The 20,496-nt window shown below is 42.8% G+C and carries 18 protein-coding genes; 15 read left to right on the plus strand and 3 right to left on the minus strand.

The features are described 5' to 3' along the window. Position 1 precedes the first annotated feature (1 nt). Genes LTAR_RS00560 through LTAR_RS00570 form a run of 3 tightly spaced genes read right to left on the minus strand, consistent with a single transcriptional unit; the run spans position 2 to position 2,716 of the window. Positions 2–1,024, minus strand: coding sequence for a glycoside hydrolase family protein (locus tag LTAR_RS00560; protein ID WP_062420186.1), 1,023 nt, complete (start codon positions 1,022–1,024; stop codon positions 2–4). Beyond that, positions 1,021–1,626 (minus strand): class I SAM-dependent methyltransferase, encoded by a 606-nt coding sequence (locus LTAR_RS00565; RefSeq protein ID WP_062420187.1) that lies wholly within the window; start codon positions 1,624–1,626, stop codon positions 1,021–1,023. The genes LTAR_RS00560 and LTAR_RS00565 overlap by 4 nt, the downstream gene beginning before the upstream one ends. A gap of 7 nt (positions 1,627–1,633) precedes the next feature. Beyond that, positions 1,634–2,716 carry a lipid II:glycine glycyltransferase FemX gene (locus tag LTAR_RS00570; RefSeq protein ID WP_062420188.1) on the minus strand — a complete coding sequence of 361 codons (1,083 nt, stop codon included), beginning with the start codon at positions 2,714–2,716 and terminating at the stop codon, positions 1,634–1,636. Between the two features lie 69 nt (positions 2,717–2,785). Between LTAR_RS00570 and LTAR_RS00575 the strand changes: the two genes are divergently transcribed. The 15 genes from LTAR_RS00575 (at position 2,786) to LTAR_RS00645 (ending at position 20,496) form a co-directional block, all read left to right on the plus strand. Next, complete coding sequence (locus LTAR_RS00575) at positions 2,786–3,922, plus strand: glycosyltransferase (RefSeq protein ID WP_158423363.1); 1,137 nt, start codon at positions 2,786–2,788, stop codon at positions 3,920–3,922. Between the two features lie 50 nt (positions 3,923–3,972). Further along, the gene (gene wecB, locus LTAR_RS00580) at positions 3,973–5,076 is read left to right on the plus strand and encodes a non-hydrolyzing UDP-N-acetylglucosamine 2-epimerase (RefSeq protein WP_062420190.1); all 1,104 of its coding nucleotides are present in this window, start codon (positions 3,973–3,975) and stop codon (positions 5,074–5,076) included. Beyond that, on the plus strand, positions 5,073–5,708 hold the full coding sequence (locus tag LTAR_RS00585; RefSeq protein WP_062420191.1) for a PIG-L deacetylase family protein: 636 nt from the start codon (positions 5,073–5,075) through the stop codon (positions 5,706–5,708). Before wecB ends, LTAR_RS00585 begins: the two co-directional genes overlap by 4 nt. 10 nt (positions 5,709–5,718) lie before the next feature. Then, on the plus strand, positions 5,719–6,258 hold the full coding sequence (locus tag LTAR_RS00590) for a GNAT family N-acetyltransferase (protein ID WP_062420192.1): 540 nt from the start codon (positions 5,719–5,721) through the stop codon (positions 6,256–6,258). Positions 6,259–6,260: 2 nt separating this feature from the next. Continuing rightward, on the plus strand, positions 6,261–6,938 hold the full coding sequence (locus tag LTAR_RS00595; protein WP_062420193.1) for a WbqC family protein: 678 nt from the start codon (positions 6,261–6,263) through the stop codon (positions 6,936–6,938). Between the two features lie 206 nt (positions 6,939–7,144). Further along, the gene (locus tag LTAR_RS00600; protein ID WP_062420194.1) at positions 7,145–8,155 is read left to right on the plus strand and encodes a Gfo/Idh/MocA family protein; all 1,011 of its coding nucleotides are present in this window, start codon (positions 7,145–7,147) and stop codon (positions 8,153–8,155) included. A gap of 17 nt (positions 8,156–8,172) precedes the next feature. After that, on the plus strand, positions 8,173–9,276 hold the full coding sequence (locus tag LTAR_RS00605; protein ID WP_062420195.1) for a DegT/DnrJ/EryC1/StrS family aminotransferase: 1,104 nt from the start codon (positions 8,173–8,175) through the stop codon (positions 9,274–9,276). A gap of 226 nt (positions 9,277–9,502) precedes the next feature. Then, positions 9,503–10,627 carry a glycosyltransferase gene (locus LTAR_RS00610; RefSeq protein WP_062420196.1) on the plus strand — a complete coding sequence of 375 codons (1,125 nt, stop codon included), beginning with the start codon at positions 9,503–9,505 and terminating at the stop codon, positions 10,625–10,627. A 6-nt stretch (positions 10,628–10,633) separates the two neighbouring features. After that, positions 10,634–12,088: a glycosyltransferase gene (locus LTAR_RS00615; RefSeq protein ID WP_201775922.1), complete on the plus strand. Its 1,455-nt coding sequence runs from the start codon at positions 10,634–10,636 to the stop codon at positions 12,086–12,088. Further along, positions 12,085–14,436 (plus strand): hypothetical protein, encoded by a 2,352-nt coding sequence (locus LTAR_RS00620; protein ID WP_062420197.1) that lies wholly within the window; start codon positions 12,085–12,087, stop codon positions 14,434–14,436. Before LTAR_RS00615 ends, LTAR_RS00620 begins: the two co-directional genes overlap by 4 nt. Further along, a complete protein-coding gene (locus LTAR_RS00625; protein ID WP_062420198.1) occupies positions 14,423–15,580 on the plus strand; it encodes a glycosyltransferase family 4 protein in 1,158 nt (385 codons plus the stop codon). Before LTAR_RS00620 ends, LTAR_RS00625 begins: the two co-directional genes overlap by 14 nt. Beyond that, complete coding sequence (locus LTAR_RS00630; protein ID WP_062420199.1) at positions 15,573–16,277, plus strand: class I SAM-dependent methyltransferase; 705 nt, start codon at positions 15,573–15,575, stop codon at positions 16,275–16,277. Before LTAR_RS00625 ends, LTAR_RS00630 begins: the two co-directional genes overlap by 8 nt. Before the next feature lie 72 nt (positions 16,278–16,349). Next, positions 16,350–18,323 (plus strand): asparagine synthase (glutamine-hydrolyzing), encoded by a 1,974-nt coding sequence (asnB, locus tag LTAR_RS00635; protein WP_081419722.1) that lies wholly within the window; start codon positions 16,350–16,352, stop codon positions 18,321–18,323. Next, a complete protein-coding gene (locus LTAR_RS00640; protein WP_062420200.1) occupies positions 18,320–19,447 on the plus strand; it encodes a glycosyltransferase family 4 protein in 1,128 nt (375 codons plus the stop codon). The genes asnB and LTAR_RS00640 overlap by 4 nt, the downstream gene beginning before the upstream one ends. Continuing rightward, on the plus strand, positions 19,444–20,496 hold the full coding sequence (locus LTAR_RS00645) for a glycosyltransferase family 4 protein (protein ID WP_062420201.1): 1,053 nt from the start codon (positions 19,444–19,446) through the stop codon (positions 20,494–20,496). Before LTAR_RS00640 ends, LTAR_RS00645 begins: the two co-directional genes overlap by 4 nt.

Below are 20,496 nucleotides of genomic sequence, written 5' to 3' on the forward strand. Positions count from 1 at the left end.
CCTAATCATATAGTATAGATATCCCCATTTTTTTATATTGCTCTTCATAGTATTTATAGGCAAAGCGATCCAGGATTGTTCCTCCGCAGCCAGTGTAAAACATTCTATAAATACCTTCGTTTGTTTTAAAAACAAAAGGATGTGCAACTTCATGTCTTTCTTTTAAATTGTAAGGATTTGGTGAAATTACGGGTTCGATTATATTCCATTCAAGAGAATCATCCGAAACAGCTCGAAATATTTTATCCTTTATTGGCATATTATTTGACCCCCGAAAAAACATATTCCAAAGACCATTAATCTTTATGACAGACGGATTGTTAACAATTAACCTGCAACCTTCGCTTCCGAAATTTAGTCGAATACCAGGTTCTATTCTCCAGTGTAAACCATCAATGGATGTGGCACTACAAATATTTTGTTTAAAAATAGATCCACGGTAGACTGAAAAGTACATTCGATATGAACCATCAGGTAAGTCGATGATTGATGTATCTGATACCCCAACAATCTCATTGGAGGTAGTTTCTTCCATACACATAGATGACGAGATTCGCATGCCAGGTTCTATTTCCCATTTTTCCCGAGAAGTTGATATCGCTGAATAAATACCTGGAATACCGTCAGTAGATTTCGCTGTAAAGTAAAGTCGCCAGAACCCATTAACTTTTTTCAAGAAAGGTGCTCGTATTTGCGTCAAACCGTTGTTAAGTTGATCACTTGAGAGAATGAAATTTTTATGTGAATTCCAATTTTTAAGATCTAATGATGTGCATTGGATAATATGCGAAACCCAACGATCTTGTTTTTGTACCGATGCATGGTAAAACAATTCATATAGACCATGTAAATCATCTGGTTGATGGATAAAACAGTAGAACGAACCATCAAATGGATTGAATTTATTCTTTTCAAGACGAACACCTTTGTCTCTTTTCCAATCAATACCATTCGATGAATAAGCACTAAAAACTCGATCATGAGGAACATAAAACTGCTCAACCCACTCAGGGAATTTATTCATATTGGTTTTTCTGCTTCATAGATTCTCCATATGCTATATTTTGATTGCAAGAATTGATAAATATGGAGAGCATCCATTATTTTTCTTTTAAAACCTTTAGATTGGATTGTATCAAGTTCCGCTGTAATTTCTTTGGCGGTAAAACCTTGAGTATTTAACCAATTAAATAGTTGATGTTTCGAAAAAACATGATGATGAATTTCCCAATTGCGTTTGCGTTCCTTGCAATTGTGATCAATCATTTCTAAAACATCCTTGCGATACGTAAAAATAGCAAGAACACCCCCGGGTTTAAGTACTCGAAACGATTCTGAAATAACAATCGCAGGATTTGGCATGTAGTCGAAAGCGCCTTGATTAAAAATGAGATCAAATGTGTTGTTTTTGAATGGTAATCCATCTGCGCTGCAATATGTATCGATATCAGAACCAGTTTGATATAGAAGATTCGGAACGTCACAACCCGTGTAATGGCCTCCCAACTGGTCAATATGATTTCTATATAAGGCGCCACCACAACCAGTCTCCAGGACTAAATCATCAGGTTTAATCTTATCGGTGAGATATTGAATAACAAATGGGTAACAGGTACCTTTTCCCATAATGTCATTATTTCCTTAAACTTTGACCCAGCTTGCGAAGGTAGTAAAGAAAAGGCTTTTGCAGGATCCTACCTCGGTATATTGGATATAAAACCCCACCGAAACTTTTCTTAAAATCAGTCAGACCTTTACGTTTTCCCGATGTCTCACCGGGAAATCCTTCTCCACTTTCATACAGAATCAAATTATTCTCCAATGCCCATTGTATAGCATGCCAATGGAGCAAGTTGTTAACACCAGAAGTTGATTTTCCTTCTCCAGCGGCTGTCCATCCAGACATGGCTTCCTTAAATACTGCTTCATTGTCTGCTGCTACTACAACATCATCTTTTTCTGCAAAAAAACAAACAGCTCTGCCAGTTGTAATAAATTTTTTCCATATCAGCTCAAAATACGCAAAAGGGTGTGGTTGGACGTTTGTACGAGTGTATGTGCGACAATGAAGGTCGTAATAAATATTTAAATCTTCTTCACCCATGGCCCGCCTGACAGTGAATCCGGTTTTTTCTGCTTTTCGTATGTGGGTACGACAATATCCCTCGAAATTATTCCATATCTCATCTTTCGATTTTTGTAGATCAATTATGTATGTTTGAGATGGCGTGTTTTCAAACCCCCACTCAATTAATGGATTTACATGAATTTGAGAACCTGGCCTAAGAAAGGGAGTTAATGGAGAGAGGAAAAAGCGAATTTCTTCAGCGTTTTGTTCTTTCGCTAATTCCCTGATTTTTTCCAAAGCAATTTGTGAAACGCGTTCTTTTTGTTTTTTTGATAAATCTGAGGAAAAGGCAATTCCACCCATAGATTCGAGAGAACAATTAGGTAAAATTCGAGCAAATGGACGATTGATCCGATGTAAAGGAATAATGGCTAATATTTCACCGCTGTCATTTTCATCAACCAAGGCAAAACTTAAATCGGATTTTCCCGGCCATGTGGCAATAGCATCTTGCATGTCATACGTATGGTAAAGCCAGCCTGTTGGAGATAAGTCAATGAATTTATCCCATTTTTCCTGGTTAATTTCTTCTCTCGAGCGATACGTTAATTGTTCGACGGAAAAATGATAAGAAGAAGTATTGTCCATCGATGGTATTATAACTGAATTGAAATTTTCGCCTTCTGGCGATAATAAATGAATTTTTTGAGGATTACTTTGACCAAACGGCTTTTAGTTATACTTAATTATCCGATCTCTGATATCTTAAAAAAAGGCGAATATCCAGCCGGTTATTACAACCCTGGTGATGTTTTTGATGAAATCCATATCCTATTGACAGTGCGCGATACTGTTGATGAGGAAAAAATGCAATTTACCGGTGGGCGTGCCAGGGTTTTTGTTCACTCCATACCGGCTCCATCAATGAAACGATCTCTGGGTTGGCAGCCTTTCCTGTTGCGGAAATGGGTTGCTGATTGCATAGAATTCACAAGAGATCTTTCACCTAACTTAATCCGAGTACATAACAGTTTTATCCAGGGTTACCTTGCCAGTGAGATTAAACGTGTTCTGGGAATTCCCTATGTATTATCACTGCATGGAACATTCGATAGGGATGAGCTCAGCACCCCTATGCAGAAATTAATCCACCTCTTTCGGATGAAACTGGAGCGTATATCCATTCGCAATTCAGATGCCGTGATCGCTGTATATCAACCTATCATCCGTTACGCACGTGAATACGGCGCAACGAATATTCATCTTATATATAATCCAGTGGCTGTTTCGAATACGAATACAAAGACCACCTACAAATTATCCAATCCGCCCAAAATAATAACGATCAACCGACAAATAAAAGAAAAAAATCCAGAAAATATCATCCGTGCCATCAAGAACATTGACTGTCAATACTTCATTGTTGGAGATGGAATGATTCATGAACAACTTGAAAATGTTGCCAGAGAGACAGGTGTTGAAAAGAAAGTAAGCTTTATCAAAGCTGTTCCCAATGCTGAGCTGTTGAAAATGCTCTCTGATTGCGATTTACTGGTTTCGCATTGTGATGGATGGGGAATCTCGAAATCGATGATTGAAGGTGCATTGATTGGTATGCCGATCATTATGAATCATCATCCGGTGAAACCCGTTCCTGATTTTCAAGGCGGTTGGGTGGAATTATGCGACAATACTCCTGATGGGTATGAGGTTGCCATACGAAACCTGTTAGAAAGTGAAGAAAGGCGAATTGCCCTGGGAAACAAGGCGCAAAAATTTGCCCATGAGAACTTTGACCCGGATGAGATCATATCAAGAATTTCAACCATCTATCGTTCTCTGATGTTGCCCTGATATGTGATGTGAATCAAGGTGTAAATAAAAACGAGGAAAAGCAGACAGATATGAATGTTATGACAATCGTCGGAGCCAGACCACAATTTATCAAGGCTGCTCCTTTATGTGCTGAGTTGACAAGCCGAGGTCATAAAAACGTATTCGTACATACGGGACAACATTATGATTACAGTCTGTCAAAAGTATTTTTTGATGAATTACAGATTCCTGAACCTGATTACAATCTGGAAATTGGGCCGCTTTCACCTGTTAAACAAATATCCGGGATGATGAATTCACTTGAGACTATTTTAATAACAGAAAAACCAACCTGTGCTCTGGTATTTGGAGATACGAACTCAACCCTGGCAGCTTCTTTGGCAGCGATGAAATGCGAAATTCCGATTATCCACATTGAAGGTGGTGAACGGAATTTCACACGCGACATGAAAATTGTCCCGGCTACCACAATACCTGAAGAAAGCAACCGGGTCTTAGTTGATCATATCAGCTCAGTAATTTTTTGTGCTTCGAAACGAGCTGTGGAAAACCTTGCCAGAGAGGCAATTACGGATAATGTCCTCTGGGCAGGGGATATTTCGTTGGATACTTATTCATTAATTAGTCAGATTCCTTCGAATAAGTCAGATATCCTGGAGAGATTGAATATTAGGTCAGGAGAATTTGCCCTTGCCACAGTACATCGGGCAATAAATACAGATATTCCCGAAAGATTAGTTGAAATTCTGAAGGGTTTATCAAAATCTGAAATTCCAGTCATTTTTCCAATTCACCCAAGAACTCGAAAAGTGATGGTTGAATCAAATCTGTTCAGTCGATTTACTCAGAGCTCGAACCTGCGGATTGTTGATCCAGTTGGTTATTTTGATATGTTGGCTCTGGAAAAGAATGCCAGAATAATCATAACTGATTCTGGTGGGGTAATTCGTGAGGCATTTTTCTCCAAAGTCCCCAGTGTCATTGTTGACGAAACAACCGAATGGATTGACCTGGTTCAGACTGGATGGAGTCGTCTGGTCGGCGCGGATTCTCAAAAAATTTGTGAGTATATCCACTTGTTAAAAAAACCTGAAAATTGGGAGCCAGTTCTTGGTGATGGAACTGCCCGAAAGAAGATAGTGTCATATCTGGAAAATTGGAGCCATAAATGATCGCAGCTGAAAGAATTTTAATTTTGGGTGCACATCCTGATGATGGCGAATTTGGGTGTGGTGGGACTATTGCGCGGTTTTGCCATGAAGGGAAAAAGGTGTATTACGCCGTTTTTTCTCTTTGTGAAAAATCAATTCCTGAAGGATTTCCGAAAGATATCTTATTATCAGAGTTTAAAACATCTACTTCAATCCTTGGTATCCCAGCAGAGAATCTGTTTATCCATAACTATGAAGTACGCTTTTTCCCAACTGTCCGCCAGGAAATTCTTGAAGATCTGGTAAACATACGAAAAAAGATTAATCCAGATCTGGTTCTCCTTCCGTCGACCAGTGATTTGCATCAGGACCACAAGACTTTATCCGAAGAAGGTATTCGAGCGTTTAAAGGAACAAGTATTCTTGGGTATGAAATGGCATGGAATAATCGGGTATTCAGCACCGAAGCGTTCATTCATCTATCAAAAAACCATATCGACAAAAAAGTGGAAGCATTGCAGGCCTACAAATCTCAAACTTTCCGTAGTTATTCGAAAGATTCATTCATTCGCAGCCTGGCTGAAGTAAGAGGAACACAGATTTCATCAGAATTTGCTGAAGCATTTGAAGTTATCTATTGCATTCTCAAGTAGGGGATGTGAAATGCTAATTGGAAAAATAACCCGCTTACGCGCACTTGAAAAACAGGATATGCCCCTGTTACAAAAATGGATGAATGATCCGAACCTGACAAAATGGCTGGGACCTCGATTCCCCATTTCCTTGGAAGAACAAAACCGCTGGTATGACAAATTGGTTACTGATCCAACAAAACGCAAGCTGCTCATTGAAGACCTACAGGGACGGGCGATAGGGCTCGTCAGTTTGATGGATATCAATTTTAAAGACAGAAGTGCTGAATTTGGAATTTATCTGGGTGAAAGACCGGCCATTGGAAAAGGTCAGGGTAAAGATGCGTCCATAACCATGATGAAATTTGCATTTTCAGAATTGGGTTTGCATCGGTTATTTTTATATGTATTTGAAGAGAACACACGCGCCATTGCGAGTTTTGAGGAATGCGGCTTTCGAACAGAAGCGGTTTTGAGGGAAAACGTTTTTTATGAAGGGAAATTCCATAATCAATTAATCATGGGTTTACTTTCTGAGGACTTCAAATCCATTATTAGTCTGGCAGAATAATAATGAAGGTCGGTATACATCAACCCAATTATGTTCCCTGGTGCGGGTACTTTACCAAAATTGCTTATTGTGATTTGTTTATTTTTCTTGATGATGCTGAAATATCACCAGGACAAAGCTATGTTTACCGATCGATGCTAAGGGATCAGAATAAGACCTTCTGGCTTTCAGAACCAAGCACTCGGCATCAGAATCAGAAGATTATGGATGTTACTTTCTCCAATCCACACTGGGCACAGTCACATCTGGCTCGCCTATCACAAACGTATTGTAAAGCCCCCTTTTTTAAACAAATAATGAATCTGATTTCACCAATCTATTCAGATACGGGAAAGCTGCTGGCGCCGTTCAATATTCGGCTTACCAGAACAATTTGTGAGTATCTTGATATCAAGACAAAAACAGTATTGTCCAGTGAATTACTACCTGAGGGAACAAGTGATGAGAGGTTGATTTCATTGGTATCTCGTGTGAATGGCACCACCTATGTTTCAGGCAAAGGTGGTCAAAATTACCAGGACCCGGAAAAATTTGAAAAAGCAAGATTGGGACTGGAAATAAAAACTTATCAGCCAATTCCATACACACAAATTCATGGTGAATTCATTGGCGGATTAAGTATCCTGGATTGTTTGTTTAACTTGGGGAGAGATGCCCGTTCAATTCTGCAGTATCAATGAAAAACTTCCAAGGTAATGAAATGAAGCTCATGATCAATATGGAGATTTCATATTTCATTAATAATTTGTAGATGAGGCTCTATTTGCTCTTTTTTGAACGATCTATAATTATTAATGACCTATGTCTTTGAACGGTAAATTTCTCTCCTTTTGTAAAGGTTATCTTAGCCTCATAACAGTTCTGAGGAAAAATATTGGAGAAAACTATGATCAAAATCGGTGTCATCGGTTATGGGTACTGGGGACCAAATCTTGTCAGAAATTTTGCTGAGACCAATGATTCATCTGTAACCTATGTGAGCGATAAAAGAACAGACCGTTTGAAACTTGTCCAATCGCGATACCCCAATACAACTGTGGTGGAAGATCCAGATGATCTGATTTCTACTCCAGATGTTGATGCTGTTGTAATTTCGACTCCTGTCTCAACCCATTTTGATTTGGCCGTTAAAGCCCTTCGAGCCGGAAAACATGTGCTTGTGGAAAAGCCCATGACATGCACTGTCGAGGAAGGTGAAAAGCTGTTGGAAGAAGCCGCCAGGGCGCAAAAAACGTTGATGGTTGACCATACCTTTATTTACACACCGGCTGTTGTAAAAATCAAAGAACTGGTATCCAATGGAGATTTGGGCCGGCTTCTCTATTATGATTCCGTAAGGGTTAACCTTGGTCTATTCCAGCACGATGTTAATGTGCTCTGGGACCTGGCTGTGCATGATCTGTCTATTATGGATTTTATTCTGGGAGAACAACCCACTGCTGTTTCGGCAACAGGCGTGGCCCATCTGAATAATCAACCGGAAGATGTTGCCTATATCACCTGCTATCTGCGGAATAATCTGATTGCTCATTTCCACGTGAATTGGATGGCGCCAGTTAAAGTCCGCCGGACATTAATTGGCGGTGACAGGCAAATGATTGTTTATGATGACCTTGAACCCAGTGAAAAAGTCAAAGTATATGATAAGGGTGTAAGCCTGAATGAAGGACCTGAAGGTGTCTACCAGATGTTGGTGAGCTACCGGAGCGGCGATATGTGGGCACCACATCTGGCTACCACTGAAGCGTTAAAAAACGAAGCATCCCACTTCATCGATTGCATTACAAATGGAAAGAAACCCCAGACAGATGGTGAAATGGGTTTACGGATTGTAAAAATACTGGAAGCGGCCGATAAATCTCTGGATAACCGCGGACAACCTGTACAAATAAACTAACTTTATGGGAGAACCTGATGACCATTCCTTTTGTTGATCTTAAAGCCCAATACCATAGCATAAAACCGGAAATTGATGCGGCGGTTTTTCGCGTTTTAGAATCTTCCCAATTTATCCTGGGCGCAGAAGTGGCTGCTTTCGAAAAAGAATTCGCGGCATTTTGCGGCGTTGAGAATGCCATCGGTGTTAATAGCGGAACTTCTGCTTTGCATCTGGCTTTATTGGCTGCCGGAATTGGCCCGGGAGATGAAGTTATTACGGTCTCATTTACCTTCGTTGCCACGGTGGCTGCCATCTGCTATACGGGAGCCAGACCGGTCTTCGTTGATATTAACCCGCATTCATTTACAATGGATCCGGAGAAAATTGAAGCTGCCATAACCAAAAAGACAAAAGCCATTCTTCCCGTCCATTTGTATGGTCAATGCGCAGATATGGATCCCATTTTGGCTATAGCGAAAAAACATAATCTTGTGGTGATAGAAGATTCTGCCCAGGCGCATGGAGCGGAATACAAAGGCAGGAAAGCCGGCTCTATGGGTGATCTGGGTTGCTTCAGCTTCTACCCTGGGAAAAATCTTGGAGCTTATGGTGAAGGTGGAATGATCACGACAAACAATCCAGACTATACCCGAACCATACGCATGCTGCGTGACTGGGGAGCTGAAAAGAAATACCAGCATGTACTTAAAGGGTATAACTACCGTCTGGAAGGGATTCAGGGTGCCATTCTGAATGTCAAATTAAAATACCTCGACCAATGGTCTGAAGCCAGAAGGAATCATGCCGCCCTCTATTCAAAATTACTCGCAGGCAGCAAGGTCGTAACCCCAGAGACAATGCCTTATGGGAAACCCGTCTTTCATGTCTATGCCGTCAGAACAACTGCACGTGAAGAATTGATGGCTCATTTGACCAAAGATGGTATTCAACATGGCATTCACTATCCATTCCCAGTGCACATGCTTCCTGCGCATGCAGACCTGGGGTATAAGGCTGGTGACTTCCCCGAATCAGAAAAAGCTGCCAGCCAGGTTCTTTCTTTGCCAATGTTTGCTGAATTGACAGATGATCAGATCCAGACTGTAGCAGACTCCATCCAAAAATGGAGTAGGGGATAAGCAGAACGAATAACCAAAAAATCTGGGGTTGCAGTGTAGGAATAAATCACTGCAACCTCTTTTTCAATGAAGGATCAATTCGTCAAATTTGAAATGATAGAATAAAAAAAACTGGTCAATACAATATCATTCAAGTATTTTCTCTGAAAATTGAAAATCTACCTTCCGGTGGAATAATTCTCAATTTTCGATAAAGAACCGTTGTGAGGCGAATCAATAGCGATAAATGGAAAAAATTCTTTTTCTGACACGTTCTTTAAATATCGGCGGCGCAGAGCGTCAATTACTAACGTTAACTAAATCGTTAGATCAGACACGGTTTAATCCTGTGGTTGTTACTTTTTACTCCGGGGGAACTTTATTAAGTGAATTTCAAGCAAAAGGAATACGCGTTCGTTCCGCATCAAAAGGGGGCCGATGGGATGTGACTGGTTTTATTCACACTCTGCTTAATATCATTCATGAAGAAAAACCTGATATCATCATGTCTTTTTTAGTGGCAGCGAATATTCTGTCTATTTTTATAAAACCATTCGTAAAGGATGTAAGAGTCATAATTTCGATTCGTCATTCGTATCTTCGAAAAGAAGATTACGACTTTCTTTCCACCCTGCTTTATTGGTTGGAAGATCATTTTGCCAGATTTAGTGATCGCATAATCATCAATTCATATATAGGGGCAAAACTCGCTATCGAAAGGGGAATCCCTGGTAAAAAGATTGTAGTTATCCCCAACGGCATTGACACAGATACCTTTATTTCCGATCAGACTATCCGTGAAAAAAAGAGAAATGAATTGAAATTCCGCCCCGATGAGATTGTAATCGGTATTATTGGCAGACTTGACCCCGTTAAGGATCACCGTTCGTTTATCAAAGCCGCTTCAATACTTCATGGAAAAAACACAAACCTGCGTTTCCTCATTGTCGGGGACGGAAATCCTCAATATTATGACCTGCTGAAACAAGACATAAGAAGTTCTAATCTTGAGACAGTGGTGCAAATAATCCCGGCTGAAACAAATCCGGTTCCGATTTATAATGCTCTGGATATTTGTGTCTCCTCATCAGTAGGTGAAGGGTTCTCAAATGTAATTGCCGAAGCCATGTCATGCCAGGTTCCCTGTGTGGTGACTGAAGTCGGTGATTCTCCCCATATTGTCGGTGAAACCGGGTATACAACCCCTGCCGGGAATCCGAATTCTCTGGCAGATGCCATCTTAAGAATGGCAGAATTGCCCCGAGATGATCGGAAAAATCTGGGGAAAATGGCAAGACTTCGTATTGAAAAGGAATTCAGTGTGGCAAAAATGGTATCTGCCACTTCTGCCGAGTTTGATTCACCAGGATAATTTGAATTGAAACCCATTAATGAGCAAAACATGGAGCAAAGTGCTGAAATAAACTATCGGGGAGCTCGTCAGGCACATTATGACCAAATGGCCAAAGGGCTTGATGGTTGGACAGGTCTGGGAGGGTACTACCATCGCCGGATTCTGGAAATCTATCGGTTTTTGGTTTCCCCAAAATTACGCGTGTTGGAAATTGGCTGTGGGCAGGGTGATCTGCTCGCCGGATTGCAACCATCTTCGGGGGTTGGCATTGATTTTTCTGGAGAAATGGTCAAACGCGCGTCAGCCCGCCATCAGGAACTGCTTTTCTTTCAGGCTGACGCCATGCATATAGGTTTGAAAGAGCCTTTTGATGTAATTATCCTTTCCGATCTCCTGAACGATCTCTGGGATGTACAAACTGTTTTCAAGGAAGTACGCCGCCTCTCTCATCCTCGGACACGGATAATCATTAATATTTACAGTCGGTTGTGGGAGCTTCCATTGGGGTTGGCTCAATTTTTGCATATGGCTAAACCCTCTCTGTATCAAAACTGGTTGACAGTTGAGGATATCGCCAACCTGTTGAATCTCGAGAATCTGGAAGTGATTCGCTCATGGCATGAGATACTCTGGCCGGTAACAACCCCTGTTATTGACTTGTTCTTTAATAAATTCCTGGTGAAAATTTGGCCTTTCAATTTTCTTGCACTCACCAACATGATGATCGCCCGCCCGGAACCGGATACTCAATCAATCCAGAAACCAATTGTTTCGGTCATTGTTCCTGCGCGGAATGAATCGGGGAATATTCCGCAAATCATGAAACGGGTTCCGGAAATGGGTGGGGGAACCGAAATTGTATTCGTGGAAGGCAATTCCACAGATGACACATTTTCTGCCATCCAGAGGGAAGTAGCGGCTCACCCGGAACGCCGTTGCCAGATCTGGCAGCAAACAGGAAAAGGCAAGGGTGATGCTGTACGTTTAGGTTACAGTAAGGCAAAGGGTGATATTTTCATGATTCTAGATGCAGATCTTACAGTGCCACCAGAAGATCTGCCACGGTTTTATGACGCCCTTGTAGAAGGCAAGGGAGATTTTATTAATGGGGTGCGGCTTGTGTATCCCATGGAAAAACAGGCAATGCGGTTCTTTAACCTGCTCGGAAATAAATTCTTTTCTATGGCTTTTTCCTGGCTTTTAGGACAATCAGTGAAAGATACGCTTTGTGGAACGAAAGTTTTACGCAGGGATGACTATGAGTTGATTGCCCGTAACCGTAACTATTTCGGAAATTTTGATCCTTTTGGCGATTTTGACCTCTTATTTGGAGCTGCTAAACAGACATTAAAAATAATTGATCTTCCTATCCGTTACCGCGAACGAACGTACGGCACCACAAATATTCAACGATGGAGTCACGGTTGGCTGCTCTTAAAAATGGTATCTTTTGCCGCCAGCCGGATTAAGTTCATATGATTGGTTTCTTGAAAATCCGAACCCATAGACAGGTGATTTTTCTTATTCCCTGGCTGGTTGGTGCACTTGCCGGATTATGTTCACTAATCTATTTATTGGCTATTCCGGCAGATTCCAAAAACTCAATTTTGCTTGGATTCTCCTTATTCCGGTTATTGGAAGCTCTGATCATATTTGTTGGAACGATTGGTTTTTCCGTTATTTGTACACATATTGCCCGTGATTTTGAGTTCACATCACAAGTTTTACACATTTCTGGATGGGAATCAGATCGACCATGGAGCATACTGACTGCCTGGTGTGGAATCCTGGCTTCGCTCATTGTCATATTCTTCGGGAACCAGATATTTCCGGGATCTGTCCAGGTTCTTCAACGGATATCTCCAATCATTTACTGGTTGGCAGTCTTTTTTTTGTCCTTCTTATTGATATATTTCTTCTGGATAGAAAAATCACAATTAGTTGAAAACCTGAGAAACCTGTATGCAATTAGTCTGTTTTTTCTGTTGGCAATTTTGTGCATTGGTTTGATTTTCTTTCCTTCGAATATTGGATTAATACTTCGAAAGGGAAGTCTGCTTATTCCCTTTTTGTTTATCTGGCTTTTTCATTTTGCATATCGACAGAAAACAAAATGGCAAAACCTTATTGTATTCTTGCTATTGGTAATTCTCTTTGGTGGCTCCCTGATCGGGGTTTGGGCCAGTGGTATTACTGACTTAAATATAATCGGAGGATTGCTTCCCTATAACGATGCCAATGGATACTATCATGGCGCCAGATTGCTTTCTGTAGGGCTGCCTTTTCATGATTTTTCAGCGAGACGGCCATTGTTTCCGGCAGTCCTCGGAATTTTTTATGCATTAGGCAATGAAAACCTCCAATTTGCCATTGCATGCACAATACTTCTGATCATACTGGCTGTTTATTTTTCTGCTAAAGAAATCAAACAAAGCAGCGGCCCATTACTGGCGGGTATTTTTATCGTTGGCGTTTTCCTGTTCATACGCCGATTCATTGGTTCCACAATGAGCGAGATTCTGGGATTACCCCTCGGAATAATAGGTTTTGGGCTTCTGTGGCGCAGCGCCTCTCGAAAAAAGGTGGGCGATGCTTTTTGGGGGACATTACTTCTATGCCTCGGCTTGATTGCCAGAGCAGGGCCTTTTTTTATTCTTCCAATGCTGGTCATCTGGAGCGGTTGGTTTTTCCGAAAAGACTCACGATTTAATATCAAATCGGCCGTAATAATAGCCTTAGCTGTAATTATTGGTTTTTGCATTCACCTGACCATTTTTAATTTTTTGGCTGGCGAAAATTCCTCATCTATGGGAAATTTTTCATATACCCTTTATGGTCTGGTGGCGGGTGGAAAAGGGTGGAAACAATATGGTATTGATCATCCTGAATTATTGAATATGGTTGAACCCGAACTTTCCAGAACGTTGTACCGGTATTCATTAGAATCCTTTAGAAACAATCCTTTAGGATTAATCCAGGGTGCAATTGTTTACTGGAAGGCTTTTTTCAGTATGGAATGGTATGGGATGTTTGGTTTCATAGAAGGGATTTCACTGACAGAAACCATGATCGGTAGAATTCTTATGGCTTTGGTCTCGTTCATTGGAGTAAGCCTGGGAATGTGGCATTTAAAGAAGCCTGCCAATTCCATGGTTATGGCGGGTTTTGTCGGGATAATTCTCTCTGTCCCATTTGTACCTCCGCTTGATGCTGAGATTAGAACATATGCCGCCGGGATTCCGTGGTTCATTGGTCTGGCTTTGATCGGGTTGACTGAATTATCTGACCTGTTGTCTATTAAAAAGCATCATCTATTATCGAATGATCTTGAAAATGATCATTCTTATGGAATCAGGGTTTTTGCTGCCATACTGGTTTGCTTTTTGATTATTGGCCCGTTATTCGTGCATTTCACAAGGCATGCTCCAATTCTTGATAAAACTAATGGGTGTAACGATGGGGAAGAGCGCGTGGTCACTATACTTTCCAGGGGATCTCTTTTGAATATTGAAGGAGATGATAATTTACCAAAGACTTTTGTCCCCAACCTGCGAAAATCCGATCTAGTGGTGAGCATGCATGATTCACCCATGTATGATCTGGGAATGCGTTTATTATCAATACCCGAAGGTGCTTCATTCCTTCAATCCTACGATTGGGAAGCCGGGAAATTTGTGTATATATGGGGAGAAACCAGGTTGTTTACGGAAAACCAGGGGTGGGTGGAATTATGCGGCAGGCGAGATAAGGGTTCTGAAGAATACCCACTTTTCCATGCCGAATCTGCTCGATTACTCACTGACCAGGTGAGCAATGAGTTACGATAACCGTTTCCCGGTTACTCATGTGATAACAGGTCTCGGTGTCGGTGGAGCCGAGATGATGTTGTATAAACTGCTGTCCGTCATTGACCGCAAGAAGTACCCGCCGCATGTCATTTCATTAACAGATGTAGGAGAAATTGGAAAACGGATCAGTTCATTGGGAATATCCGTGAAATCGCTTGGCATGAAACCCGGGCGTTTTGGTTTTTCTGATGTTGAAAGACTTGTCAACCTGGTTCGCGATCAAAAACCGGCCGTTGTACAAACATGGATGTATCATGCAGACCTGATGGGTGGATGGGCCGCCAAAAAAGCCGGGAGTCACAATATTGCCTGGAATATTCGCAATAGCACCCTCGATCGGAAAACAAGCAAGGCATCCACTATGTTGATTGTGCGACTCTGCGCCCTGCTTTCTCATTCCATCCCTGAGCGGATCATTGTATGTTCGCAGGCTGCTGCGGACATTCATCAGAAAATTGGATACAATCCGCGAAAAATGCAGGTTATCCCCAATGGATTTGATCTTTCAACATTCAAACCCGATCAGACCATTGGTCAAATATTGCGAAAGCAACTTGGACTAAACCCTTCTGTTCCGGTTGTTGGTCTGGCGGCCCGGTACGATGAACAAAAAGACCATCCCACGTTTATTTCTTCCGCAGGAATCATTTTACAGTCCATTCCAGAAACCCATTTCCTGCTATGCGGTGATGGCATAACTTCGGAAAACTCACAAATTGTGCAGCAAATAAAAAATACCGGGCATGAAGGACACTTCCACTTGCTGGGACGTCAAACAAAAATGCAGGAATTTCATCTGGCCTGTAATATCGCTGTGTCTTCATCGGCCTATGGCGAATCCTTTTCCAATGTTCTGGGTGAAGCAATGGCCTGTGGAATTCCCTGTGTTTCGACCAGGGTCGGAGGAGTTGAAGAGGTGCTGGGAAATACCGGTCGAATTGTGCCACCTCACGATCCTGAAAGCCTTGCCAACGCTGTCATAGAGATCCTTCAATTGCCAGAACAGGTGCGGAATGAGATGGGATTAGCTGGGCGGAAGCGGATCGTGGAGAACTTTGATATTAACGCCATTGCCCGATCATATATGCAAATGTGGGGAGAATTGAGTGCCGCCAATGAATGATGCTGAGGGGTACAACGAACGCCTTTTTTCCCGGGGTATTCGGGCTCGTATGCACCTGGCGAGATTCGCCTGGCTGAAACAGGTGGCGTCTTCCTACGATTGCGGTCAACCTCAGCGGGTTGTGGAATTGGGTTGTTTTGACGGCAGATCGATTGAATGGCTGCCGTTCAAGCTGGCTTTATACGACGGTTTTGATGCCAATTGGGAGGGCGGACTGGACATAGGTCGGAAGTATTATTCCGGGAAGGAAAACATCCATTTCCACCAATGCTCTACACCCAATGAAATGGCTTTGCATATTGGACGTTATGATATTGCCATATCATTGGAAACAATGGAACACGTCCCTTCCCATATGGTGGCTGACTATTTATCGATCCTGGCAAATAATACTTCGAAAGCAGCTTTTTTCAGTGTACCCAATGAGATTGGTCTTCCTTTTTTCGCCAAGTATGCGGCAAAAAAACTCTTCTATCGAGATAGCAAAGATGAACCTTATTCATTCACCGAATTCTGGAATGAGGTGATTGGCCAAACAGACAAAGTGCATCGTAATGAGCATAAAGGTTTTGATTTTCGTCAATTTATTCAACAGGTCGAAAACAGATTTGTAATTAAAAAGATAACCGGCATTCCATTTTACTGGCTGCCAGCCAGCCTGTCATTTACTATAGGGATTGTGGCCGAACCGAAGTAATTTTGATCGCTGGTATACTACGGAAATTGATCGTCTTCATGGATGCAAACGATAGAAAAAATAAGGATAAAAATGTGCGGAATAACCGGATTTCTTGATACCTCGCGGGAACAAACCACAGCTGAATTGGAAACCAATGTCACCCGTATGTCTGATGCCATTATCCACCGGGGACCAGATGACAGTGGCCAATTTGTAGATTCTGCCTGTGGGATTGCCTTCGGTTTTCGCCGTCTTGCCATTGTTGATTTGACTCCGACCGGCCACCAACCTATGATTTCGGCCAGTGGTCGTTTTGTCATGGTATTTAACGGTGAAATTTACAACTATGCCGAAATGAGGAATGAATTAATTGCGGCAGGTGTGGCTTTTAGAGGAACTTCTGATTCTGAGGTTATGGTTGAGGCGATAGACGCATGGGGATTGGAACCCTCTGTACGCCGTTTCAACGGTCAATTTGCTTTCGCCATTTGGGATCGGAGGGACCGGGTACTTCATCTCGTCCGTGACCGGGTGGGAGTTAAACCCTTGTATTACGGTTGGAGCGGGAAGGTTTTACTTTTCGGCTCCGAACTAAAGTGTTTACGAGCATATCCCGGTTTTTCTGGCGATATAGATCGCAATGCACTGGCATTATTTACCCGCCATAACTACATCCCGGCACCCTTCTCGATTTTCCGTAATGTTTTTAAGCAAACACCTGGAACAATATTGACGTTTCCTTTTGACAAGCCTGGATATTTGCCAGAACCACGAACTTACTGGTCAGTCCGGACTGTCGTTGAAGCCGGACTTGCCAATCCATTCACGGGTTCCGAAGCGGAAGCAGAAGAACAGTTGGAATCATTACTCCGAGAATCGGTTCGTCTGCGTATGATGGCGGATGTGCCGCTGGGTGCGTTCCTTTCTGGTGGTGTAGACTCATCGGCTATCGTAGCGTTAATGCAGGCGGAAAGTACCCGGCCGGTCAAGACATTCACCATTGGATTTCATGAAGATGAATACAATGAAGCAGACCATGCCCGCAAGGTGGCCGAACATCTTAAAACTGAACATACCGATTTGATGGTTACACCTGAGGAAGCACGGGCGGTAATCCCACTGTTGCCAACCATGTACGATGAACCATTCTCTGATTCCTCCCAGATCCCCACATATCTGGTCTCACAACTGACGCGGAAATATGTTACTGTCAGCCTTTCCGGGGACGGTGGTGATGAACTCTTTGCTGGTTATAACCGGTATTTCTGGGGAAATGATATCTGGTCAAAGATCGGTTGGATGGGCTCTGGTGTTCGCGGGGCAATGGCTGGAAGTATGCGACTGCTCTCGCCCAATACATGGGACGGAATTTTCCATACATTTAAACCGGTAATTCCCAAATCATTACGTGTGCCAACCGCCGGCGAAAAAATGAAAAAAGTGGCTGATGTGGTATCAGTCAATTCGCAATATGATCTTTATTACCGTCTGGTCTCTCACTGGAAAAATCCAGAGAATTTAGTAAAAGGAAGCAAAGAACCGCTCACACCCCTGACGGACCGGTCCACGTGGCCGAATATTCCGGATTTTACACGCTGGATGATGTACATGGATCTGATCACTTACCTGCCAGATGATATTCTGGCCAAGGTAGATCGTGCCAGCATGGCTGTCAGCCTGGAAGCCCGGGTGCCGTACCTGGACGATCATCGGGTGATCGAATTTGCCTGGCAGCTGCCTATGAGTATGAAAATCAAAAACGGGGTTGGAAAATGGCTCTTGCGGCAAGTGCTTTACAAACATGTTCCGCAGAATTTGATTGAACGCCCCAAGATGGGGTTTGGTGTTCCTATTGATTCCTGGCTGCGAGGCCCATTGCGTGATTGGGCTGAAGACCTGCTGGATGAAAATCGGATGCGTGCTGAAGGATTTTTTGATCCGGCACCGGTGCGGCAATTATGGCGTGAGCATCTTGCTGGAACGCACAATAATCAATATTACCTCTGGGATATTTTAGTATTCCAGGAATGGCTGCGGGCTCAAGTTCCTCAGACTCAAATGTGAAAACTTTACTTTTTGCGAATACAGCCTGGTATTTATACAACTTCCGACTGCCTCTGGCTATGGCTTTACGTGCTGAGGGGCACAATGTCGTTTTAGTTTCTCCCGGTGATGAATATTCGCAACAACTTAAGGAAGCCGGATTTAAATGGATTGATTTCCCGTTTTCTCGGAAAGGCCAAAACCCAATTCAAGAAATAGGAACGATTTTACGTCTGGCAAAGTTATACCGTGAGGAAAAACCTGACCTGGTACATCACTTTACCGTGAAGTGTGTTCTGTATGGATCTCTTGCTGCAAAGCTGACAGGAATTCGAAGGGTAGTGAATTCCATCACTGGCCTTGGGTACCTCTTTATTGGCAACAACCTTTCTCTCCGTATTATCCGTCCAATAGTTCTGACAATGTACCGAATTGGGTTGAAATCAAGCCAGGTGATCTTTCAGAATGAGGATGACCTGCGGCAGTTCCAGCAATATAACCTGGTGGAAAAAAAGCAGGTGAATATTATCCGCGGCTCTGGAGTGGATATTCAGCGTTTCACTCCCACACCTGAACCTGATGGACGCAAAGTAGTGGTCTTACCGGCGCGCATGCTCTGGGATAAAGGAGTAGCCGAGTTCGTGCAGGCAGCCCGCATATTAGGAAAAGAGAACCTGAATGCGATCTTTGTGCTGGTTGGTGATACATATACAGAAAATCCAGCTGCTGTCCCTGAAGCAATGCTGCGGGAATGGCAATCAGAAGGTGTAGTGGAATGGTGGGGCTGGCAGAGTGATATGCCCGGAGTCTATGCAAAATCTCATATTGTCTGCCTGCCTTCCTATCGCGAAGGATTACCGAAAACTTTAATTGAAGCAGCAGCCTGTGCCCGTCCGCTGGTGGCATTTGATGCTCCGGGTTCCCGTGAGGTGGTCATTAACGGTGATACAGGTTTACTTGCACGATTCAAAGACGCCGGAGATCTGGCTGACTGTCTGCGGAAACTCCTGATGGATGCAGAAGGAAGGCACCGGATGGGGTTAAATGCGCGAATTTTAGCAGAGAAAGAATTTTCAACTGATCGGATTGTCCGTGAAACTCTGACAGTTTATAGTAAACTTCAGGGGGACGGAATAACAGAATGAATTCTAGCGCTGTCGAATATTCAGGCCTTTTTCAAGCCATTTTGGTCAGTCTTCTCTTAACTATAGGGACAGGATATCTCGGAATCCTGATCGCCCGGCGCGTCAAACTGATGGACTATCCGGGAGCGGCACCCTATAAACAGCATAAAGTGGCCATGCCTTACGCAGGTGGAATAGCACTGATGCTGTCACTTTCCATTTTGGTGTTGGTCACAGGTTTATGGCAGGATCCTGATATTCGAAAAATGCTGATTTCTGCCCTGATCATTTTTGCCTTTGGTATTTGGGACGATTACAAGCGTCTTGGTGCATTACCGAAATTTATCGGTCAATTGGCTGCCGCAATTTTAATGGTCGTTTCCGGATTATCCATCCAGATTCTGGAGTCACATACTTTTTTCTTCGGTGGATCCGGAATTGTCTACGTCATTTTGGATCGTTTCCTCACAATCTTCTGGATTGTTGGCATTACGAATGCATTCAATCTGGTTGACAGTATGGATGGACTTGCCGTCGGTTTGAGCGGCTGGGCATTTACCTTTTTTGCCCTGGCGACAATCGAATCTGGCCAACATCTTCTTTCCATCATGAGTGCCATTCTGGTTGGTATCTGCCTGGCGATTTTCCTTTACAATTCCAATCCGGCCAAAATGTTTCTGGGAGATTCGGGAGCTCAGACTTTGGGCTTCCTGCTGGCTGTAATGGCCATCTATTACAATCCATTGGGGAGCTATCAGTCCTCTTCTTATCTGGTGCCTATACTGCTGACCGGTGTACCGATTTTCGATACGACGATGGTCACGATTTCACGGTTCCGCCGGGGAATTCCATTTTATAAAGGCAATCGCGATCACACATACCACCGGTTGGTAGCGCTTGGATTGGATCCCAGCCGGGCAGTATTCTTGATGCACCTTGCTGCATTGATATTGGATTGTATGGCCTTCATGGCTGTCTCCTTTACGCCCGTATGGGCAAACAGTGTACTGGTGCTGGCCATATTGGTGGGGATCGGTCTGATTATCTTCTTTGAAAAATCTATAAAATAA

The organism is Leptolinea tardivitalis, assembly GCF_001050275.1.
GTDB classification, from domain to species: Bacteria; Chloroflexota; Anaerolineae; order Anaerolineales; family Anaerolineaceae; genus Leptolinea; species Leptolinea tardivitalis.

Bases quoted from the DNA above. Each gene is read 5' to 3' on its own strand.
- LTAR_RS00560 (WP_062420186.1), bottom strand. From the start codon at position 1,024: ATGAATAAATTCCCTGAGTGGGTTGAGCAGTTTTATGTTCCTCATGAT.
- LTAR_RS00565 (WP_062420187.1), bottom strand. From the start codon at position 1,626: ATGGGAAAAGGTACCTGTTACCCATTTGTTATTCAATATCTCACCGAT.
- LTAR_RS00570 (WP_062420188.1), bottom strand. From the start codon at position 2,716: ATGGACAATACTTCTTCTTATCATTTTTCCGTCGAACAATTAACGTAT.
- wecB (WP_062420190.1), top strand. From the start codon at position 3,973: ATGAATGTTATGACAATCGTCGGAGCCAGACCACAATTTATCAAGGCT.
- LTAR_RS00585 (WP_062420191.1), top strand. From the start codon at position 5,073: ATGATCGCAGCTGAAAGAATTTTAATTTTGGGTGCACATCCTGATGAT.
- LTAR_RS00590 (WP_062420192.1), top strand. From the start codon at position 5,719: ATGCTAATTGGAAAAATAACCCGCTTACGCGCACTTGAAAAACAGGAT.
- LTAR_RS00595 (WP_062420193.1), top strand. From the start codon at position 6,261: ATGAAGGTCGGTATACATCAACCCAATTATGTTCCCTGGTGCGGGTAC.
- LTAR_RS00600 (WP_062420194.1), top strand. From the start codon at position 7,145: ATGATCAAAATCGGTGTCATCGGTTATGGGTACTGGGGACCAAATCTT.
- LTAR_RS00605 (WP_062420195.1), top strand. From the start codon at position 8,173: ATGACCATTCCTTTTGTTGATCTTAAAGCCCAATACCATAGCATAAAA.
- LTAR_RS00610 (WP_062420196.1), top strand. From the start codon at position 9,503: ATGGAAAAAATTCTTTTTCTGACACGTTCTTTAAATATCGGCGGCGCA.
- LTAR_RS00620 (WP_062420197.1), top strand. From the start codon at position 12,085: ATGATTGGTTTCTTGAAAATCCGAACCCATAGACAGGTGATTTTTCTT.
- LTAR_RS00625 (WP_062420198.1), top strand. From the start codon at position 14,423: ATGAGTTACGATAACCGTTTCCCGGTTACTCATGTGATAACAGGTCTC.
- LTAR_RS00630 (WP_062420199.1), top strand. From the start codon at position 15,573: ATGAATGATGCTGAGGGGTACAACGAACGCCTTTTTTCCCGGGGTATT.
- asnB (WP_081419722.1), top strand. From the start codon at position 16,350: ATGTGCGGAATAACCGGATTTCTTGATACCTCGCGGGAACAAACCACA.
- LTAR_RS00645 (WP_062420201.1), top strand. From the start codon at position 19,444: ATGAATTCTAGCGCTGTCGAATATTCAGGCCTTTTTCAAGCCATTTTG.